This is a genomic window from Bradyrhizobium betae, from assembly GCF_004123905.1.
GTDB lineage: Bacteria > Pseudomonadota > Alphaproteobacteria > Rhizobiales > Xanthobacteraceae > Bradyrhizobium > Bradyrhizobium betae_A.
Genome location: NZ_MZXW01000048.1, coordinates 17,938 through 33,237, shown reverse-complemented (window position 1 = coordinate 33,237; position 15,300 = coordinate 17,938). Strand labels below are relative to the sequence as shown.

The 15,300-nt window shown below is 64.8% G+C and carries 17 protein-coding genes; 9 read left to right on the top strand and 8 right to left on the bottom strand.

The window, feature by feature from the left end:
* The first annotated feature begins 59 nt into the window (after positions 1-59).
* Both B5V03_RS32470 and B5V03_RS32465 read left to right on the top strand, forming a co-directional pair.
* Positions 60-1,037, top strand: a complete 978-nt coding sequence (locus B5V03_RS32470; protein ID WP_129274472.1) for an aldo/keto reductase — start codon at positions 60-62, stop codon at positions 1,035-1,037.
* Positions 1,038-1,040: 3 nt separating this feature from the next.
* Positions 1,041-1,889, top strand: a complete 849-nt coding sequence (locus B5V03_RS32465; RefSeq protein ID WP_129274471.1) for an amidohydrolase family protein — start codon at positions 1,041-1,043, stop codon at positions 1,887-1,889.
* 180 nt (positions 1,890-2,069) lie between these two features.
* Here the strand turns inward: B5V03_RS32465 and B5V03_RS32460 are convergent, their stop codons facing one another.
* From B5V03_RS32460 to B5V03_RS32445, 4 genes are all read right to left on the bottom strand, one after another.
* On the bottom strand, positions 2,070-2,435 hold the full coding sequence (locus tag B5V03_RS32460) for a nuclear transport factor 2 family protein (RefSeq protein ID WP_129274470.1): 366 nt from the start codon (positions 2,433-2,435) through the stop codon (positions 2,070-2,072).
* A 159-nt stretch (positions 2,436-2,594) separates the two neighbouring features.
* Positions 2,595-2,945, bottom strand: a complete 351-nt coding sequence (locus B5V03_RS32455) for a RidA family protein (protein ID WP_063686455.1) — start codon at positions 2,943-2,945, stop codon at positions 2,595-2,597.
* Positions 2,946-3,041: 96 nt separating this feature from the next.
* Positions 3,042-3,959, bottom strand: a complete 918-nt coding sequence (locus tag B5V03_RS32450) for an alpha/beta hydrolase family esterase (protein WP_129274469.1) — start codon at positions 3,957-3,959, stop codon at positions 3,042-3,044.
* A gap of 3 nt (positions 3,960-3,962) precedes the next feature.
* Positions 3,963-5,621 (bottom strand): FAD-binding dehydrogenase, encoded by a 1,659-nt coding sequence (locus tag B5V03_RS32445; protein WP_129274468.1) that lies wholly within the window; start codon positions 5,619-5,621, stop codon positions 3,963-3,965.
* 267 nt (positions 5,622-5,888) lie between these two features.
* Here B5V03_RS32445 and B5V03_RS32440 point away from each other — a divergent pair, with 267 nt between their 5' ends.
* From B5V03_RS32440 to B5V03_RS32415, 5 genes are all read left to right on the top strand, one after another.
* Entirely contained in the window at positions 5,889-6,410 is a 522-nt protein-coding gene (locus tag B5V03_RS32440; protein ID WP_164988441.1) for a hypothetical protein, read from the top strand.
* Between the two features lie 112 nt (positions 6,411-6,522).
* Entirely contained in the window at positions 6,523-6,717 is a 195-nt protein-coding gene (locus B5V03_RS32435) for a hypothetical protein (RefSeq protein ID WP_129274466.1), read from the top strand.
* Between the two features lie 24 nt (positions 6,718-6,741).
* On the top strand, positions 6,742-7,332 hold the full coding sequence (locus tag B5V03_RS32430; protein WP_129274465.1) for an SCO family protein: 591 nt from the start codon (positions 6,742-6,744) through the stop codon (positions 7,330-7,332).
* A gap of 253 nt (positions 7,333-7,585) precedes the next feature.
* Positions 7,586-8,521 carry a transporter substrate-binding domain-containing protein gene (locus B5V03_RS32425; RefSeq protein WP_129274498.1) on the top strand — a complete coding sequence of 312 codons (936 nt, stop codon included), beginning with the start codon at positions 7,586-7,588 and terminating at the stop codon, positions 8,519-8,521.
* Positions 8,522-8,702: 181 nt separating this feature from the next.
* The gene (locus B5V03_RS32415; protein WP_129274463.1) at positions 8,703-10,346 is read left to right on the top strand and encodes a lysine--tRNA ligase; all 1,644 of its coding nucleotides are present in this window, start codon (positions 8,703-8,705) and stop codon (positions 10,344-10,346) included.
* Between the two features lie 139 nt (positions 10,347-10,485).
* Here the strand turns inward: B5V03_RS32415 and B5V03_RS32410 are convergent, their stop codons facing one another.
* A complete protein-coding gene (locus tag B5V03_RS32410; RefSeq protein WP_129274462.1) occupies positions 10,486-11,139 on the bottom strand; it encodes a S24 family peptidase in 654 nt (217 codons plus the stop codon).
* A 190-nt stretch (positions 11,140-11,329) separates the two neighbouring features.
* Here B5V03_RS32410 and B5V03_RS32405 point away from each other — a divergent pair, with 190 nt between their 5' ends.
* Positions 11,330-11,674, top strand: coding sequence for a DUF952 domain-containing protein (locus B5V03_RS32405; RefSeq protein ID WP_129274461.1), 345 nt, complete (start codon positions 11,330-11,332; stop codon positions 11,672-11,674).
* Positions 11,671-12,768 (top strand): quinone-dependent dihydroorotate dehydrogenase, encoded by a 1,098-nt coding sequence (locus B5V03_RS32400; protein WP_129274460.1) that lies wholly within the window; start codon positions 11,671-11,673, stop codon positions 12,766-12,768. Before B5V03_RS32405 ends, B5V03_RS32400 begins: the two co-directional genes overlap by 4 nt.
* 135 nt (positions 12,769-12,903) lie before the next feature.
* Here B5V03_RS32400 and B5V03_RS32395 read toward each other — a convergent pair whose 3' ends face one another.
* The 3 genes from B5V03_RS32395 to B5V03_RS32385 are packed head-to-tail and all read right to left on the bottom strand — an operon-like array spanning position 12,904 to position 15,289.
* Complete coding sequence (locus B5V03_RS32395; RefSeq protein WP_129274459.1) at positions 12,904-14,229, bottom strand: MATE family efflux transporter; 1,326 nt, start codon at positions 14,227-14,229, stop codon at positions 12,904-12,906.
* On the bottom strand, positions 14,229-14,963 hold the full coding sequence (locus tag B5V03_RS32390; RefSeq protein WP_129274458.1) for an MBL fold metallo-hydrolase: 735 nt from the start codon (positions 14,961-14,963) through the stop codon (positions 14,229-14,231). The genes B5V03_RS32395 and B5V03_RS32390 overlap by 1 nt, the downstream gene beginning before the upstream one ends.
* A gap of 20 nt (positions 14,964-14,983) precedes the next feature.
* Positions 14,984-15,289 (bottom strand): DUF6460 domain-containing protein, encoded by a 306-nt coding sequence (locus tag B5V03_RS32385; RefSeq protein WP_129274457.1) that lies wholly within the window; start codon positions 15,287-15,289, stop codon positions 14,984-14,986.
* Positions 15,290-15,300 lie beyond the last annotated feature (11 nt).

Sequence of the window (15,300 nt, the reverse complement as noted above, 5' to 3'; positions counted from 1 at the left end):
TCTCTCCCGCTTGCGGTCGCCGCAGGCGGGAGAGATACTTGCTTCTGGAAGGAATTGGAATGCAGCGTTCGCGACTAGGCTCACTCGACGTCACCTCGATCGGCCTCGGCACCGCGCCGCTCGGCGGATTGTTCGCTCCGGTCAGCGATGCCGATGCGGAAGCGGCGCTCGCAGCCGGCTGGTCGGCCGGCATCCGATTCTACGATACCGCGCCGCTCTATGGCTTTGGCCTCGCGGAACGGCGGCTCGGCGCATTCCTGCGGCAGCAGCCGCGCGAGTCCTACGCCATCTCGACCAAGGTCGGTCGCCTGCTGCGCGCGCCTGATGGCGCTGCCGCCGAGGACGAGCATTACAAGGGCGCGCCGCGCGAGCGGCCGGTGTTCGATTTCACTTATGACGGCGTGATGCGCTCGGTCGAGGAGAGCCTTGTCCGCCTCGGGCTCGACCGCGTCGATGTCCTGCTGGTGCACGATCCCGACGATCACTACGACGAGGCCGTGGCCGGTGCCTTCCGCGCGCTCCAGCGCCTGCGCAGCGATGGCACCGTCAAGGCGATCGGCGCCGGCATGAACCAGTCGGAAATGCTGGTTCGTTTCGCTGAAGCCGCGCCGGTCGACTGCTTCCTGCTCGCCGGCCGCTACACGCTGCTCGACCAGGGCGCGCTGGATGCGCTGTTTCCGGTCTGCGCGGCCAAAAACATCGGCATCCTGCTCGGCGGCATCTACAACAGCGGCATTTTGGCGAACCCGCGCGCAGGTGCCAAATTCAATTATCAGGACGCCGGTGCGGCGCTGATCGCGCGTGCGCTCGCGTTCGACGAACTCTGCCGCAAGCACGGCACCGCGTTGAAGGCGGCCGCACTCCAGTTCTGCATGGCGCATCCGGCGGTGACGGTCGCGGTGCTCGGCGCACGCAACGCTGCGGAAGTCGCAGACAACATCGCGATGTCGCAGGCGCCGGCGCCACCTACCTTCTGGCAGGAGCTGCGCGCGCGAAACCTCGTGGACGCACGCGCGCCGCTGCCGGGCGGAGCGTGAGCCATGATCATCGACGGCCATCAGCACTTCTGGGATCCCGCGCGCGCCGACTATCCCTGGATGGACGCGCCCGAGCTCGCGCCGATCCGCCGCGCCTTTGGTCCCGCCGATCTCGCGCCATTGCTGAAAGCCAACGGCATCGATGCGAGCATCGTGGTGCAGTGCCGCTCGGCGCTGGAGGAGACCGAGGAGTTTATACGGATCGCGCATGCGACGCCCTCGGTGATCGGTGTGGTCGGCTGGGCCGATTTGACGGACGGCACGCTCGGCGCCACTCTCGACCGGTTGCGCGCTTCACCCGGAGGCGAAAAGCTCGTCGGCATCCGCCACCAGGTCCATGACGAGCCAGATCCCGATTGGCTGTTGCGCGAGGACGTCCAGCGCGGCCTCGGCGCAGTGTTCGCTCGCGATCTCACCTACGATTTCCTCGTCCGCACCCGCGAGCTGCCCGCGGCGATCGCAACCGCAAAGGCGTTTCCGCAGGCGCGCTTCGTGCTTGACCATGCTGCAAAGCCTCCGATCGCCGACAGTGGCAGCGCCGAATGGACCGACCGCATCAAGGCGTTAGCTGCTTGCGGCAATGTCTGGTGCAAGATCTCGGGGCTTGCGACGGAAGCGAAGTGGAACGACTGGGACGCGGAGCGGCTGGTTCCGTTCGTCGCGCATGCGGCAGAATGTTTTGGCGAGGATCGCCTGATCTTCGGCTCGGACTGGCCGGTGTGTTTGCTGGCTGGGAGCTATGGCGAGATCAAGGGCGCGCTGGAGGCCTGTCTGGCGAAGCTCGGGCCGAGTGTGCGGGAGAAGGCGTTCGGGGCGAACGCCAAGGTTGCGTATCGGTTGCCCATTGCATAGCCCAGCTGCGCACCAAGCCAAAGCTGTCGTCCCTGCGAACGCAGGGACCCATAGCCACAGGGCGTAGTTTGGCGAACGTCAGGAGTTCGGTACTCCTGCCGTTCGCACGCGAGAGATCACGCGGTATGGGTCCCCGCGTTCGCGGGGACGACACCAATGATGTGGTGGCACCCAGCCGCCTCACGCGCCCGCAGGCACCTGATCCAGAAATCCCGTGATACTTCGGATCCGCCCGTCCCTCAGCACGGCAAAATCCGTGCCCTTGATCGGGCTGTCGACGCCGTCGGGGCCGAGGCCCCAGCTGAAACGGACATGGTCGCCGTAGCCGTTGGGCTCGCCGATCAGCTTGAACTTGAAGTCGGGAAAACGCTGCTGCACGCCTGATATCAGCGCGTCGATGCCGTCCTGGCCGTCGCCCTTCATCAGGGGGTCGACATAGCTCGCATCCGCCGTCCAGTTCTCGCTGAGGAGCTCGCGCCTGCGGCTTGTCATGCGCTCGTTCCAGAGATCGATGTAGCGGCGGGCGATGGTGATGGGGTCGGTCATGGGGCTCTCCTTCGATGGCGCCGGGTTCGGCTGACCGTCACTATCGAAGGTTCGCGTGCGCTGATCGATTACCTCGGAGGTCATCGGCACGCGAAGAAAATGAAGCGCGATGATGGTCTCATCGCGCTTCAGACGTTCGCAACAATTTCAGCGCGAAGCTTACTTCGCAGCCGTCACCATGATCTCGACGGTGTATTGCGCCGCCGCGAGCTTGGCTTCGACGGTAGCACGCGCGGGGGTGTTGCCGGGCGACACCCAGGCGTCCCATACCGCGTTCATCTCGCCAAAAGTCTTCATGTCGGTGATGTAGATCGTGGCCGAGAGCAGCTTCGACTTGTCAGTGCCGGCCTTGGCAAGGTGGCCGTCGATGGTCTTCAGGATGTCCTGGGTCTGCTTGGTCACGCTTTCGCCGGCGGCGTTGTTGGCGACGACACCGGCGAGATAGACGGTGTTGCCGTGCACGACGGCCTGGCTCATGCGCGGGCCGGTTTCAAAACGCTGAATGCTCATTGGGGATCTCCTGCTGGAATGGCGGCCCTGTCTAGCCCAGCGACCCGCGCTCTGCCACCCCAGGCACGCATGCGTAATCGGTGATGCATGCACTTCTTACGGAAACTGGCCGAAAAATGTCCAGATCGCCTCCGCGCCGTCGATATCGTTGTTCTGCGGCCCCAGCAGGCTGGTTGCGATCTTCGGGAAGCGCGCATCCGGAGCAAATCCTGGCATGCGGTGGCCGCCATGATTGATGCGATAGAGTACGACGTCGTGTCCTTTGGGACAGCGTGAGGAGATCCGTGTGACCGTGGACTGGTCGGCGGGCGCCCGCTCAGTCATGTCAGTCACGCTTGCGTCCTCGGTCTCGCAACCGTTGAGCTTGCGCCAGAACGCCAGCGTCTCCTCGGTCGACCAGAACCCGTCTGCGGCATAATAGCTCGATCCGCGGCCGCCCTCGTACGGGACCAATGGGTCGGCCGTGCCGTTCATCAGCAGCATCGGCAGCGGCCGCGACGGATGGCACGTGACGGCGGCCTCGTCGGTGAGATTCATGATCACGCTCGCACCGGCGGCAAACAGATCGGCCCGGGCGCAGACGAGCGTCATCGCCATGGCGCCTCCATTGGAGATGCCGGTGATATAGACGCGGCGAGGGTCGGCGGTGCCGTTCGCCACCAGCTTCTCGACGAGCTTTGCGATGAAGGCGATGTCGTCGGTGCCGGGAGGTGGGCCACGGAGCGCGGGTCCCGCCTTGGTCCTCGCATCGGCCCAGGCATGGTTCAACCCATCAGGAAAGACCACGGCAAAACCTTCGCGCTTTGCGACCTGCGGCCACGCCGTCCGCGCGACCATGTCGGCACCGCGCTGGGTCTTCCCGTGCAGCACGACCACGAGCGGCGCCGGCTTCTTCACCGGCAATTGTGCGGTGTAGGACCGCTTCACGCCGTCGATGTCGATCGTATCGGCGGATGCAGCCGAGGTGGCGGCCAAGGCCCCAACAAGCGCCGCGATGTGCATCCACCGCCGCATGATCTAGCCCACCGCTTTCGCCGCGGCGCGGCCGGCATTGCGGCCCGAGAACAGGCAGCCGCCGAGGAACGTGCCTTCCAGCGAGCGATAGCCGTGCACGCCGCCGCCGCCGAAGCCGGCGGCCTCGCCGACTGCATAGAGGCCGGGAATGACGCTGCCCTCGCTGCCGAACACGCGGGAGTCGAGATCGGTCTCGAAGCCGCCGAGCGTCTTGCGTGTCAGGATGTTGAGCTTGACCGCGATCAACGGCCCCTGCGCGGGATCGAGAATCCGGTGCGGCGACGCGGTCCGGATCAGTCTGTCGCCGATGTAGCGCCGCGCGTTGTGGATGTTCATCACCTGCGCATCCTTGACGTAAGGGTTGGCGATCTCGCGGTCGCGCGCCTCGATCTGCATCCTGATGTGCTCGAGCTTGAGGAGATCGCTGCCGGTGAGCTGGTTCATGGCCGCGACGAGATCCTCGATCTTGTCGCGCACGATGAAGTCGACACCATGGCTTTTGAACGCCTCCACCGGCGCCGGCGCGCCCTTGTTGGTGGCGCGCTTGATCGTCATGCGCCAGCTCTTGCCGGTGAGGTCAGGGTTCTGCTCCGAGCCCGACAGCGCAAACTCCTTCTTGATGATGCTCTGCGTCAGGATGAACCAGGAATAATCATAGCCGGTGGACATGATGTATTGGAGCTGGCCCAGCGTATCAGAGCCGGGGAAGAGCGGCGCCGGCAATCGCGTGCCCGTGGCGTCGAACCACATCGAAGAGGGGCCCGGCAGAATACGGATGCCATGGCGCGGCCAGATCGGTGACCAGTTCTGGATGCCTTCGACATAATGCCACATGCGGTCGCGGTTGATCAGCCGCGCGCCTGATTTCTCGGTGATGCCGATCATACGGCCGTCGACATGCTCGGGCACGCCCGAGATCATGAACTTTGGCGGCTCGCCGAGCCGCTTCGGCCAGTTCGCGCGCACCAGATCATGGTTGCCGCCGATGCCGCCGGACGCCACGATCACGGCCTGCGCCTTCAGCGAGAATTCGCCGACGACGTTGCGCGACGAGCTCTTGCCGCGCTCGATCGTGTCAGGCGCGAGCACCGCGCCGCTGATGCCGTCCACGGTGCCGTTGGTGATGGAGAGCGCATCGACACGATGGCGGAACTTGAAGGTCAGCCGGCCGCTCTTCATGGCCTCACGCGCGCGGCGCTCGAACGGTTCGACGATGCCCGGGCCGGTGCCCCAGGTGACGTGAAAGCGCGGCACCGAATTGCCGTGGCCCATCGCGTCATAGCCGCCGCGTTCGGCCCAGCCGACCACGGGAAAGATGCGATGGCCCATCGCGCGCAGCCAGCCGCGCTTCTCGCCGGCCGCGAACGCCACATAGGCTTCAGCCCATTGCCGCGGCCAAAAATCGTCGTCGCGGTCGAAGCCGGCGGTGCCGAGCCAGTCCTGCATCGCGAGGTCGAAGGAATCCTTGATGCCGAGCCGGCGCTGCTCCGGCGAATCGACCAGAAACAATCCGCCGAACGACCAGAACGCCTGGCCGCCGAGCGACTGCTCGCCTTCCTGGTCGACGACGATCACCCGCTTGCCTGCGTCGGCGATCTCGGTTGCGGCAACAAGGCCCGATAGTCCTGCACCGACGACGATGACGTCTGTCTCTTCAGCCATGTGTTTCCCCCTCCATCGGTTCCCCCCTGTAGTTACCCGGGATTGAAGCCAGCGGTTGCAACTGAGATCAAGGGTCTGGCGCGTAACGGCTCGTTAACTTGTTCCAGTTTGGGATTGAAACGGGCCTGAGTGCAGCGCGGGCGCAACACTGGATTTGAATTTGTTTTGAGCGAGCCGGCCTGCCTAGACAAAACCTTGGTTACGACAGACGCTAGCCGTGCATCACCACCTGACACGCAGATTCGAATTCGACTGGGGCGGGGGACAATGAAGTTTCTGACGGGGTTGCTGGCGGCGGTCCTCCTGGTCGGTTGCATGGGGGCTTCTCACGCGGTTGTTCGCATCGCGGATGACCGTGGTGGACGGATCGGAACTTACGTCGACAAATACCAGGACCTGCGCCAGTCCGGTGACACCGTCATCATTGACGGCCTCTGCGCCTCGGCCTGCACCATCGTCCTCGGCGCTATCCCGCGCGACCGCATCTGTGTGACCTCGCACGCGACGCTCGGTTTCCACGCCGCCTGGGATTTCGGCACCAACGGCCGCGCCGTGACCAATTCCGAAGCGACCCAGATGCTCTATGCGATGTATCCCTCGCAGGTGAAACGCTGGATCAGCCAGCGCGGCGGCCTCACCCCGCACATGCTGTTCCTGAAGGGCAGGCAGCTCCAAGCCATGTACAAGCCCTGCTACCTCGACGCGCAGGCCTCGACCAGCAAGCCGTCGCGCGCGCCTCTCCCGCAAGCGGACCAGCTCGAATCCGCCCGGGGCCAGCTCCTGCACTGACATTCCCTGCCTGACGGGCGGGATCGTTTGCCAGCCAGCGGCGCCTTGCCCGCAGGCGGGCCGAAGCTTATCTGAGAGCTTGGGAACCCCGGCCTTCGGCCCGATCGTTGTCATGGCTCAACCACTGCACCCGGCCCATCCTGTATCGGACAATTCGCCCACTGCCGGCCGGCTGCCGTCCGTGCTGCTGTTGGCAGGCGCCGGCATCGGCGGGTTGGTCGTGGTCGGCGCGCTCGCGCTGTGGTTCCACTACGGCTCCCAGGTGTTCTTCGAAATGGTCAGGACCGGCTTCGCTGCCTGCTTTTGACCCCCGACAGGAAGTTTTTCGCTCATGAGTTCCGCCGCCCGTCCGCTGGTGATCGCGACCGCCTTCGCCGCAAGCCTCGTTCTCGGGCTGCTGATCGTGTTCTGGGCCATGGGCGGGGTCAGCAAGGTGGCGCAGCCGGCCGCGATCGGCGGCCCGTTCCAGCTCACCGATCAGACCGGCAAGGCATTCACCGACAAGAATCTCAAGGGCAAGCCAACCCTGATCTTCTTCGGCTACACCCATTGCCCCGATGTCTGCCCGACCTCGCTGTTCGAAATCTCGGAGGTGCTGCGCGCGATGGGTAAAGACGCTGACAAGGTCAACGCCGTCTTCATCTCGGTCGATCCCGAGCGCGACACGCCCGCCACGATGAAGGACTATCTCTCCAGCTTCGATCCGCATCTGGAAGGCCTCAGCGGCGACCCCGCCGAGACCGCCAAGGTGATCACCTCCTATCGGGTCTACGCCAAGAAGGTCCCGACCAAGGACGGCGACTACACCATGGACCACACCGCGCTGATCTATTTGATGGACCGCGACGGCCGCTTCGTCTCGCCGTTCAACCTGAAGCGGACCCCGGAGGAGGCCGCGGCGGATCTGAAGCGGTATCTGTAGGTATTTGGCGGAATCATCGCGCGGCGTTCTCGGTGTAACCTCTCCCGCTTGCGGGAGAGGTCGGCGCGGAGCGCCGGGTGAGGGCTCTCTCCTCTGGGGGATTGTCCCTCCGTGGAGACACCCTCTCCCCGACCCTCCCCCGCTAGCGGGGGAGGGAGCGCACCTCCATCTTGGCCGCATTCCCCGCTCGCGTTCCCGGCCGGATGGTCTATAACGCCCTCCGATCCCAATGAAATTCGTTCATTTCCGGCCGATGGCTCCATCGCAACAGGCGAAATCGTCCAAATCTGCCCGTGGGCTTCTGACCGGGCTGGTCGCAGGCGTCTGCCTGCTGGCCGGCCTGACCGCCGCCACGGCCCAGGCCCCTGCCAAGCAGCCTCCCGCGACGCCTCAGGCCACGCCGCAGGTCGCACCCCAAGCCGCCCCCCAGGCCGTCCCCGGCTTCTGGGATCCGCGCCGGCGGCCGGAGCGGCCGGACCTGTCGCGCCTGACCGTGATCCGCTTCCTGACCGAAACCGACTATCCGCCGTTCAACTACACCGGCGCCGACGGCAACCCGGCGGGCTTCAATGTCGATCTTGCCCGCGCGCTGTGCGAGGAGATCAAGGTCACCTGCACGGTGCAGATGCGCCGCTTCGAGACGCTGGTCGACGCGCTCGCCTCCAACCGGGGCGACGCCATCATCGCCTCGATGGCGGTGAGCCCGCAGCTGCGCGCCCGCGTCGACTTCACCGATCCCTATTACCGGGTGCCCGCGCGTTTCGTCTCGCGCAAGGATGCGGTGATGCCGGAGATCCGCCCTGAATATCTCGAGGGCAAGAAGGTCGGCGTGATCGGTGGCTCCGTGCACGAGGCGTATCTCAAGGCGATGTTCACCGACGCCGAGCTGCACGGCTATCCCAATGACGACGCGCTCCGGAGCGCGTTACGCAAGGGCGAGGTCGATTTCATCTTCGGCGACGCCATCTCACTGGCGTTCTGGATCAACGGCACGGATTCCGGCGATTGCTGTGCCTTCTCCGGCGGTCCCTTCGTCGAAAGCCGCTTCTTCGGCGAGGGCATCGGCATCGCCGTACGCAAGGGCAACGACGTGCTGCGCCAGGCCCTGAACTGGGCCATGTTCCGCGTCTGGGAAAAAGGCCGCTTCACCGATCTGTGGCTGCGGTATTTCTCGGTGAGCCCGTTTTAGTCTCTTCGCTGCTCCCTCCGCCTCATTGCGAGGAGCCCTTGCGACGAAGCAATCCAGACTGTTTCGGCGGAGAAAGTCTGGATTGCTTCGCTTCGCTCGCAATGACGGTGGATGCGGCCACGCCGCCCCACAAATTGCATTCTGCCCGGAAATCGCTATTTTCCGCGGCCCGGAGGCCCTGATGTCCGTTATCGATCTTGCCGCGAATCCGAGCGACCTGCGTGCGCTCGCCGAACAATCCAACGCCTGGCCGTTTGAGCAGGCGAAGGCCATTGTCGCGCGGCTGAAGAAAAGCCCGAAGGATGAGGTGCTGTTCGAGACCGGCTACGGGCCATCGGGCCTGCCGCATATCGGTACGTTCGGCGAGGTCGCGCGCACCTCGATGGTGCGCCACGCCTTCCGCGTGTTGACTGAGGACAAGATCAAGACGCGCCTGCTCGCCTTCTCCGACGACATGGACGGCTTCCGCAAGGTGCCGGACAATGTGCCGAACAAGGATCTGATGGCGCAATATCTCGGACGTCCGCTGACGGCCGTGCCCGATCCCTTCTCGAACGAATACCCCTCGTTCGGCGCCGCGAATAACGCGCGGCTGCGCGCCTTCCTCGATCATTTCGGCTTCGACTACGAGTTCGCGAGCTCGACCGACTATTACAAGTCCGGCCGCTTCGACGCGACGCTGCTGAAGATGCTCGCGGCCTACGACAAAGTGATGGACATCATCCTGCCGACGCTCGGGCCAGATCGCCGCGCGACCTATTCGCCGTTCCTCCCCATCAGCAAGACCACCGGAATCGTGCTTCAGGTGCCGATGATCCGCCGCGACATCGCGGCCGGCACGGTGACCTATGTCGATCCCGACAGCGGCGAAGAGGTCGAGACACCCGTCACCGGCGGAAATGTAAAATGCCAGTGGAAGGCTGACTGGGCGATGCGCTGGGTCGCGCTCGGCGTCGACTACGAGATGGCCGGCAAGGACCTGATTGATTCCGTGAAGCTGTCAGGCGCGATCGCCAAGGCGCTCGGCGCCACGCCGCCGGAAGGCTTCAATTACGAGCTCTTCCTCGATGAGAAGGGCCAGAAGATCTCGAAGTCGAAGGGCAACGGCCTGACCATCGACGAATGGCTGCGTTACGCCTCGCCGGAATCGCTGTCGCTGTTCATGTATCGCGAGCCGAAGGCGGCGAAGCGGCTGTTCTTCGACGTCATCCCGCGCCAGGTCGACGACTATCAGCAATTCATTGATGGCTTTCCCAAGCAGGATGGCAAGCAGCAGCTCGGCAATCCGGTCTGGCACATCCACCATGGCCATCCGCCGAAGGTCGAGATGCCCGTCACGTTCCAGCTGCTGCTGACGCTGGTGTCGTCGTCGAATGCGGAGAATGCCGAGACGCTGTGGGGTTTTATCGGCCGCTATCGTCCCGGTGTGAGCCCGCAGACGCATCCGAAGCTCGATGCGATGGTCGGCTACGCCATCAACTATTATCGCGACTTCGTCGCGCCGATGAAGACGTTTCGCCAGCCGACCGAAATCGAGCGCGCCGCGTTGCAGGATTTGCGCGAAGCTCTCTCGCAGCTGCCGCAGGACGCTTCCGCCGAGGACATCCAGAATGTCGTCTACGAGATCGGCCGCCGCGAGCCGTTCCTCGACCAGGTCAAGAAGGGCAAGGACGGCCGTCCGGGCGTCACGCTGGACTGGTTCAACATGCTCTACCAGGTGCTGCTCGGACAGGAGAAGGGTCCGCGCTTCGGCTCTTTCGTCGCGGTCTACGGCGTGCAGAACGCGGTCAACATGATCGACGGCGCGCTGGCACGGAGCGCGTAGCCGCATTCTCGCTGTCATCACCCCCCCTTGTGCGCAATTGCGCACTGGGGCGGGTGATCCAGTATTCCAGAGGCGGCTGTGATCGAGTCGAGAGGCCGGCGTACTGGATTCCCCGCTTTTCGCGGGAAATGGAGCAAGCTCACTGGCTCGTCCACACGATCCGCGCGATCCATGCGACCTCACCTGCCGCCATCGTCCGCTCCGCCTGAGCGGCATCGAGCGGTCGCAATTCCAGCGCCTTGGCCGTGCGGCGCTTCAGTGTCGCGACCGTCACTTCCCCCGCTTTGGTCTTCACCACCACGCGATCGCCCTTGCGGACCGGCGCACCGGGCGAGACCAAAATGATGTCGCCGTCGCGATAGACTGGCGCAAGCGCATCGCCTGATATCTCCAGCGCAAAAATGTGGCTGTCCTCGGTGGCGGGTAGCGCGAATTCAGTCCAGCCCTTGCCGGACGGCAGACCGGATTCGTCGAAAGCACCACTCGCGCCGGCCTGCGCGAAGCCGAGCAACGGTACGGTGCGGCCTTCGCCCGCCTCGTCGTCGATCAGCGTCGCAAAAATGTCCATCGAGCAGCCGGCCGCCCCCAGCGCTTTTGCGATCGATTCGGTGGACGGCCAGCGCTCGCGGCCGTCGGCGGTGACGCGCTTGGACCTGTTGAAGGTGGTGGGATCGAGCCCGGCGCGCTTGGCAAGGCCCGACGGGGACAGCCCGGCACGCTCCGCCAGCCGATCCAGTGCGATCCAGATCTGGTCGTGAGTCAGTATCCTCTGCGCTTTGGCCTGTCTGACCATGGAAGGTCCAGCCCGTCGCAACTCAGGAAAACTGTCCTCAAATCAACCGGTTTTCTGTTTTTCGCGCAAGGGGTGGCGGCTAACTCTTGAGTTCGGGAGGACCCGCCTTTACGGTCGCGCCGGGTTTCAAAGAGCCCTACCAGACGAAAAAACCCAAGAGACTCAACGAGCAAACAGGGCTGCGCAAGCGGTGGTCAAGATCTACAAAATCTGTCCGGCCTCGGCCTGGCGCGAGGCGGAACGCCAGGGTGTCTACCGCGGCAGCGCGGACGATTCGCGCGACGGTTTCATCCATTTCTCGACTGCCCCCCAGGTTCCCGAGACCCTGCGGAAACATTATTTCGGGCAGCGCGCGCTGTTCCTGGTCGAGGTCGACGGCGATGCGCTCGGGAGTGAATTGCGCTGGGAGCGCTCGCGCAACGAGGAGCTGTTTCCGCACCTCTACGGCGAGCTCGATCTCGGCGCGGTGATCTCGGTGATCAACCTCAACATGCGCTCCGACGGCGGCCACGACGTTCCGGAGCTTGCCCCGTGATCCGCGCCTTCGATGCTCTTTCGCTGCCCCTGCTGCGCTGGCTTGATGCAGAAGACGCGCATCGCCTCGCGATCCAGGGCCTGCGCTTCCTGCCGCCGGTCAAGCCGCGCCCTGACGATGCGAAGCTCGCGGTGCGCGCCTTCGGGCTCAACTTCCCCAACCCGATCGGCATGGCCGCTGGCTTCGACAAGAGCGCCGAAGTCCCGGATGCGCTGCTGCGACTCGGCTTTGGCTTTGTCGAGATCGGCTCGGTGACGCCGAAGCCGCAAAGCGGCAATCCGCGGCCGCGGCTGTTCCGGCTCGAGCGCGACGAGGCCGTGATCAACCGCATGGGCTTCAACAATGACGGCGCGGAAGTCGCGCTACGCCGGCTTGCGGCGCGCGCGCAGCACGGCGGCATCGTCGGCGTCAATGTCGGTGCCAACAAGGATTCAGCCGATCGTGTCAATGATTACGTCAAGCTGATCGAGACCTTTGCGCCGGTTGCGAGCTATTTCACCGTCAATGTCTCCTCGCCGAACACGCCCGGCCTGCGTAATTTGCAGGAAGGCGCGCTGCTTGACGAGCTCCTCGCGCGCGTGATCGATGCGCGCGAGCGTGTCAGGCAGAAGGCCGGCGACACGCCGGTGCTGCTCAAGATCGCGCCGGATTTGAGTCTCGCCCAGCTCGACGATGTCGTGCAGGTCGCGCGCTCGCGCAAGGTCGACGGCATGATCGTGTCGAACACGACGATTGCGCGGCCGAGCACGCTGCGCGAGCAGATGCGCGCCAAGGAGCAGGGTGGCCTGTCCGGCCGGCCGCTGTTCCGCCTGTCGACGCGCATGGTCGCGGAGACCTATGTGCGCGTTGAGGGCGCATTCCCGCTGATCGGTGTTGGCGGTGTCGATTCCGGCGGCGCTGCGCTGACAAAAATCCGCGCCGGTGCGAGCCTGATCCAGCTCTATTCGTCGCTGGTCTACAAGGGCCTCGGCCTCGTCGACGAGATCAAGCGCGATCTCACCTCGACGCTGCTGCGGACGGGGCGGGATTCTCTGTCCGAGATCGTCGGCGCCGATGCCGCAACGCTGACCGCGGAAGACTGGCCGGGATTGTAGAGCAGTTTCCTGCCCCGGACGCAGCGCAGCGCTTCTTCAGCGGTGCGCTGCAGAGCCGGGGCCCATGCGGCCGCGCTCTGGGTCTCGGCTCTGCGCAGCAGCGTTTCACGCTGCAGCGCGTCGGGGACACGATCGTCAGACTTTCGGAAACGTCGCCCTGAACTGCGCCGGATATCGCGCGGCCTGCAACCCGCCGCGCGAGACGTAGGAAGCGAGCAGCGCGCCCCACAGTCCGGCATTGCCGAACGGTTGCAGCGCCCACCAGGCGGCAAGGAAGATCGCGAGCGAGGCCAGCATCAGGTTGCGCATCTCGCGCGCCCATGTTGCGCCGATATAGATGCCGTCGAAGCCGAAGGCGAACACGCCGGGTATTGGCGCGAGCACGACGAACGGCAGGAATTCGCGCGCGCTGTGGCGGACGGCTTCGCTCGCCGTCATGAAATCAATCAAGGCCGGCCCGAACAGCGCAAATAGCGCGGCGACGACGATGGCGAAGCCGAGTCCCCACAGCAGCACCAGCCGGGTCGAATCCGCAAAACCTTTTGCATCGCGGGCGCCAAAGCTGCGGCCGCAGAGCTGCTGGGCTGCGTTGGCAAGGCCGTCGAGGAAGAAAGCGCTGACCAGGAGGAAATTGTTGAGCACGGAGTTCGCCGCCAGCGTGACGTCGCCGGCGCGCGCGCCCTTGGCGGTGAAGAACAAAAACACGACGATCAGCGCCGCGGTTCGGATCATGATGTCGGAGTTCACCGCCAGCAGCCGCATCAGTTTGGCCCGGTCGAACAGCGTGGCGCGGGGCACCTTGAAGCCACCATCCGCATAGCGCCGGCACACGATCCAGCCGAGCATGAAGCCGATCGTCTCCGACAGCAGCGCCGCGATCGCCGCGCCCGCGATGCCGGTGTCGTAGACCAGCACCAGCAAAATCGTCGCCACCATGTTGATGAGGTTGATGACGACCTGCAGCAGCAGCGCCGGATTGGCGCGGGCCTGTCCCACCAGCCAGCCGAGGATGACGTAGTTGGCGAAGGCGAACGGCGACGACCAGATCCGGATCATGAAATAGGTCTTTGCCGCGCGCGTCACGCCTTCGCTGCCGCCCATCAAATCGAACAGCCCGGCGGCGAGCGGCAATTGCAGCGCGATCAGTGCCGCACCGATCAGGCCCGCGACGATGAAGCCGCGCACCAGGATCACGGTCTGCTCGCGCGCCTCGCCCGCGCCCATCGCCTGCGCGGTGAAGGCGAGCGTGCTCATGCGCAGGAAGCCGAACAGCCAGAACAGGCAGTCGAAGATCACGGAGGCCATAGCGACGCCGCCGAGCAGAGCGGCATCGTCGAGCCGGCCGATCGCGGTGGTCGAGACCACACCGATCAGCGGCGTCGTGAGGTTCGCGACCATCGCGGGACCCGCAATGGCGAACACCTGGCGTGAGCCGACCTTGGGATGAACGGGCGCGTGCATCAGAACACGAGCACCATGCCGTCTTCGGCGGCGAGGTGAGGCACGTCCTCCAGGCGCGACAGCATGTCGTCGCTCATATGGGTGAGGACAAGTCGTTTGGCGCCGATCGCGGGCAAATGCTGTTCCAAGGTCTTCAGGCTGAGATGATTCTTGACCACCTTCTCGTACATATAGGCTTCAGCGATGAAAAGGTCTGCGCCATGCGCCAGCGGAATGAGCGTCTCCGTCCATTCGGTGTCGGCGCTGTAGGCCAGCGTGCGGCCCTCGGTCTCGACACGGTAGGCCAGGAATGGCCCACCGGATTCGCCGTGCACGACGGGGTAGGGCGTCACATTCACCGTGCGGAAGCTTTGGCTTTGCCCGGGCGCGAGCTCGACGACGTTGAGCTCGAAGCGCGGCTTGGTCTTCGAAGCGTGCTCGAATAAGGCTTCCATCACTTGCGTCAGCCGCGCCTCAATGCCTTGCGGGCCGGCGATGGTCAGTGGCCGCGTCCGCCGCGAGAACTGCGCGTCAAGCAGGACAAACGGCAGGCCGGCAAAATGGTCGCCGTGGAAATGCGTGATCAGGATGAGGTCAATGTCGTTAAGGTCGATCTCGAGCTGCTTCAGCGCCGGCAAAGCCGACGCGCCGCAATCGATCAGGAAATTCGCCTCGCGCCCTGACACATGGAAGCAGGTGTTGAGCCTGCCGCCGGAGCCGAAGGCATCGCCGCAGCCGACGAAACGCAGTCGCATCGGCTGCGGGCTCCCAAATCCTACCTGCCGCGCGGCGCGCCGAACACGCGCATCAGCAGCCAGATCGGGATCACGATGACGGCGCCGAGCAGGAAGTAACGCCACAGCCAGTTCACGGCATCGAAGCCGAGATCCCAGAGACGCTGGAACAGCAGGCGAATGCTGATGAGGATGTTCCAGGGATCGAAGCCGATCGCGGCCAGCACGACGCCGACCAGAATCGAGAGCAGGACCAGGCGAAACGCGACCGCCAGCGGCGAGCCGCCGAGAAAGCGGTTCAGCCCATCGCTGCGGCCGGCCGGCAAATCTCTGACGTCTTGGACCATCTCAAACTCCT

Bases quoted from the DNA above. Each gene is read 5' to 3' on its own strand.
- B5V03_RS32460 (WP_129274470.1), bottom strand. From the start codon at position 2,435: ATGACCGACCCCATCACCATCGCCCGCCGCTACATCGATCTCTGGAAC.
- B5V03_RS32390 (WP_129274458.1), bottom strand. From the start codon at position 14,963: ATGCGACTGCGTTTCGTCGGCTGCGGCGATGCCTTCGGCTCCGGCGGC.
- B5V03_RS32415 (WP_129274463.1), top strand. From the start codon at position 8,703: ATGTCCGTTATCGATCTTGCCGCGAATCCGAGCGACCTGCGTGCGCTC.
- B5V03_RS32455 (WP_063686455.1), bottom strand. From the start codon at position 2,945: ATGAGCATTCAGCGTTTTGAAACCGGCCCGCGCATGAGCCAGGCCGTC.
- B5V03_RS32425 (WP_129274498.1), top strand. From the start codon at position 7,586: ATGGCTCCATCGCAACAGGCGAAATCGTCCAAATCTGCCCGTGGGCTT.
- B5V03_RS32435 (WP_129274466.1), top strand. From the start codon at position 6,523: ATGGCTCAACCACTGCACCCGGCCCATCCTGTATCGGACAATTCGCCC.
- B5V03_RS32450 (WP_129274469.1), bottom strand. From the start codon at position 3,959: ATGCGGCGGTGGATGCACATCGCGGCGCTTGTTGGGGCCTTGGCCGCC.
- B5V03_RS32410 (WP_129274462.1), bottom strand. From the start codon at position 11,139: ATGGTCAGACAGGCCAAAGCGCAGAGGATACTGACTCACGACCAGATC.
- B5V03_RS32470 (WP_129274472.1), top strand. From the start codon at position 60: ATGCAGCGTTCGCGACTAGGCTCACTCGACGTCACCTCGATCGGCCTC.
- B5V03_RS32385 (WP_129274457.1), bottom strand. From the start codon at position 15,289: ATGGTCCAAGACGTCAGAGATTTGCCGGCCGGCCGCAGCGATGGGCTG.
- B5V03_RS32395 (WP_129274459.1), bottom strand. From the start codon at position 14,229: ATGCACGCGCCCGTTCATCCCAAGGTCGGCTCACGCCAGGTGTTCGCC.
- B5V03_RS32445 (WP_129274468.1), bottom strand. From the start codon at position 5,621: ATGGCTGAAGAGACAGACGTCATCGTCGTCGGTGCAGGACTATCGGGC.
- B5V03_RS32440 (WP_164988441.1), top strand. From the start codon at position 5,889: ATGAAGTTTCTGACGGGGTTGCTGGCGGCGGTCCTCCTGGTCGGTTGC.
- B5V03_RS32430 (WP_129274465.1), top strand. From the start codon at position 6,742: ATGAGTTCCGCCGCCCGTCCGCTGGTGATCGCGACCGCCTTCGCCGCA.
- B5V03_RS32465 (WP_129274471.1), top strand. From the start codon at position 1,041: ATGATCATCGACGGCCATCAGCACTTCTGGGATCCCGCGCGCGCCGAC.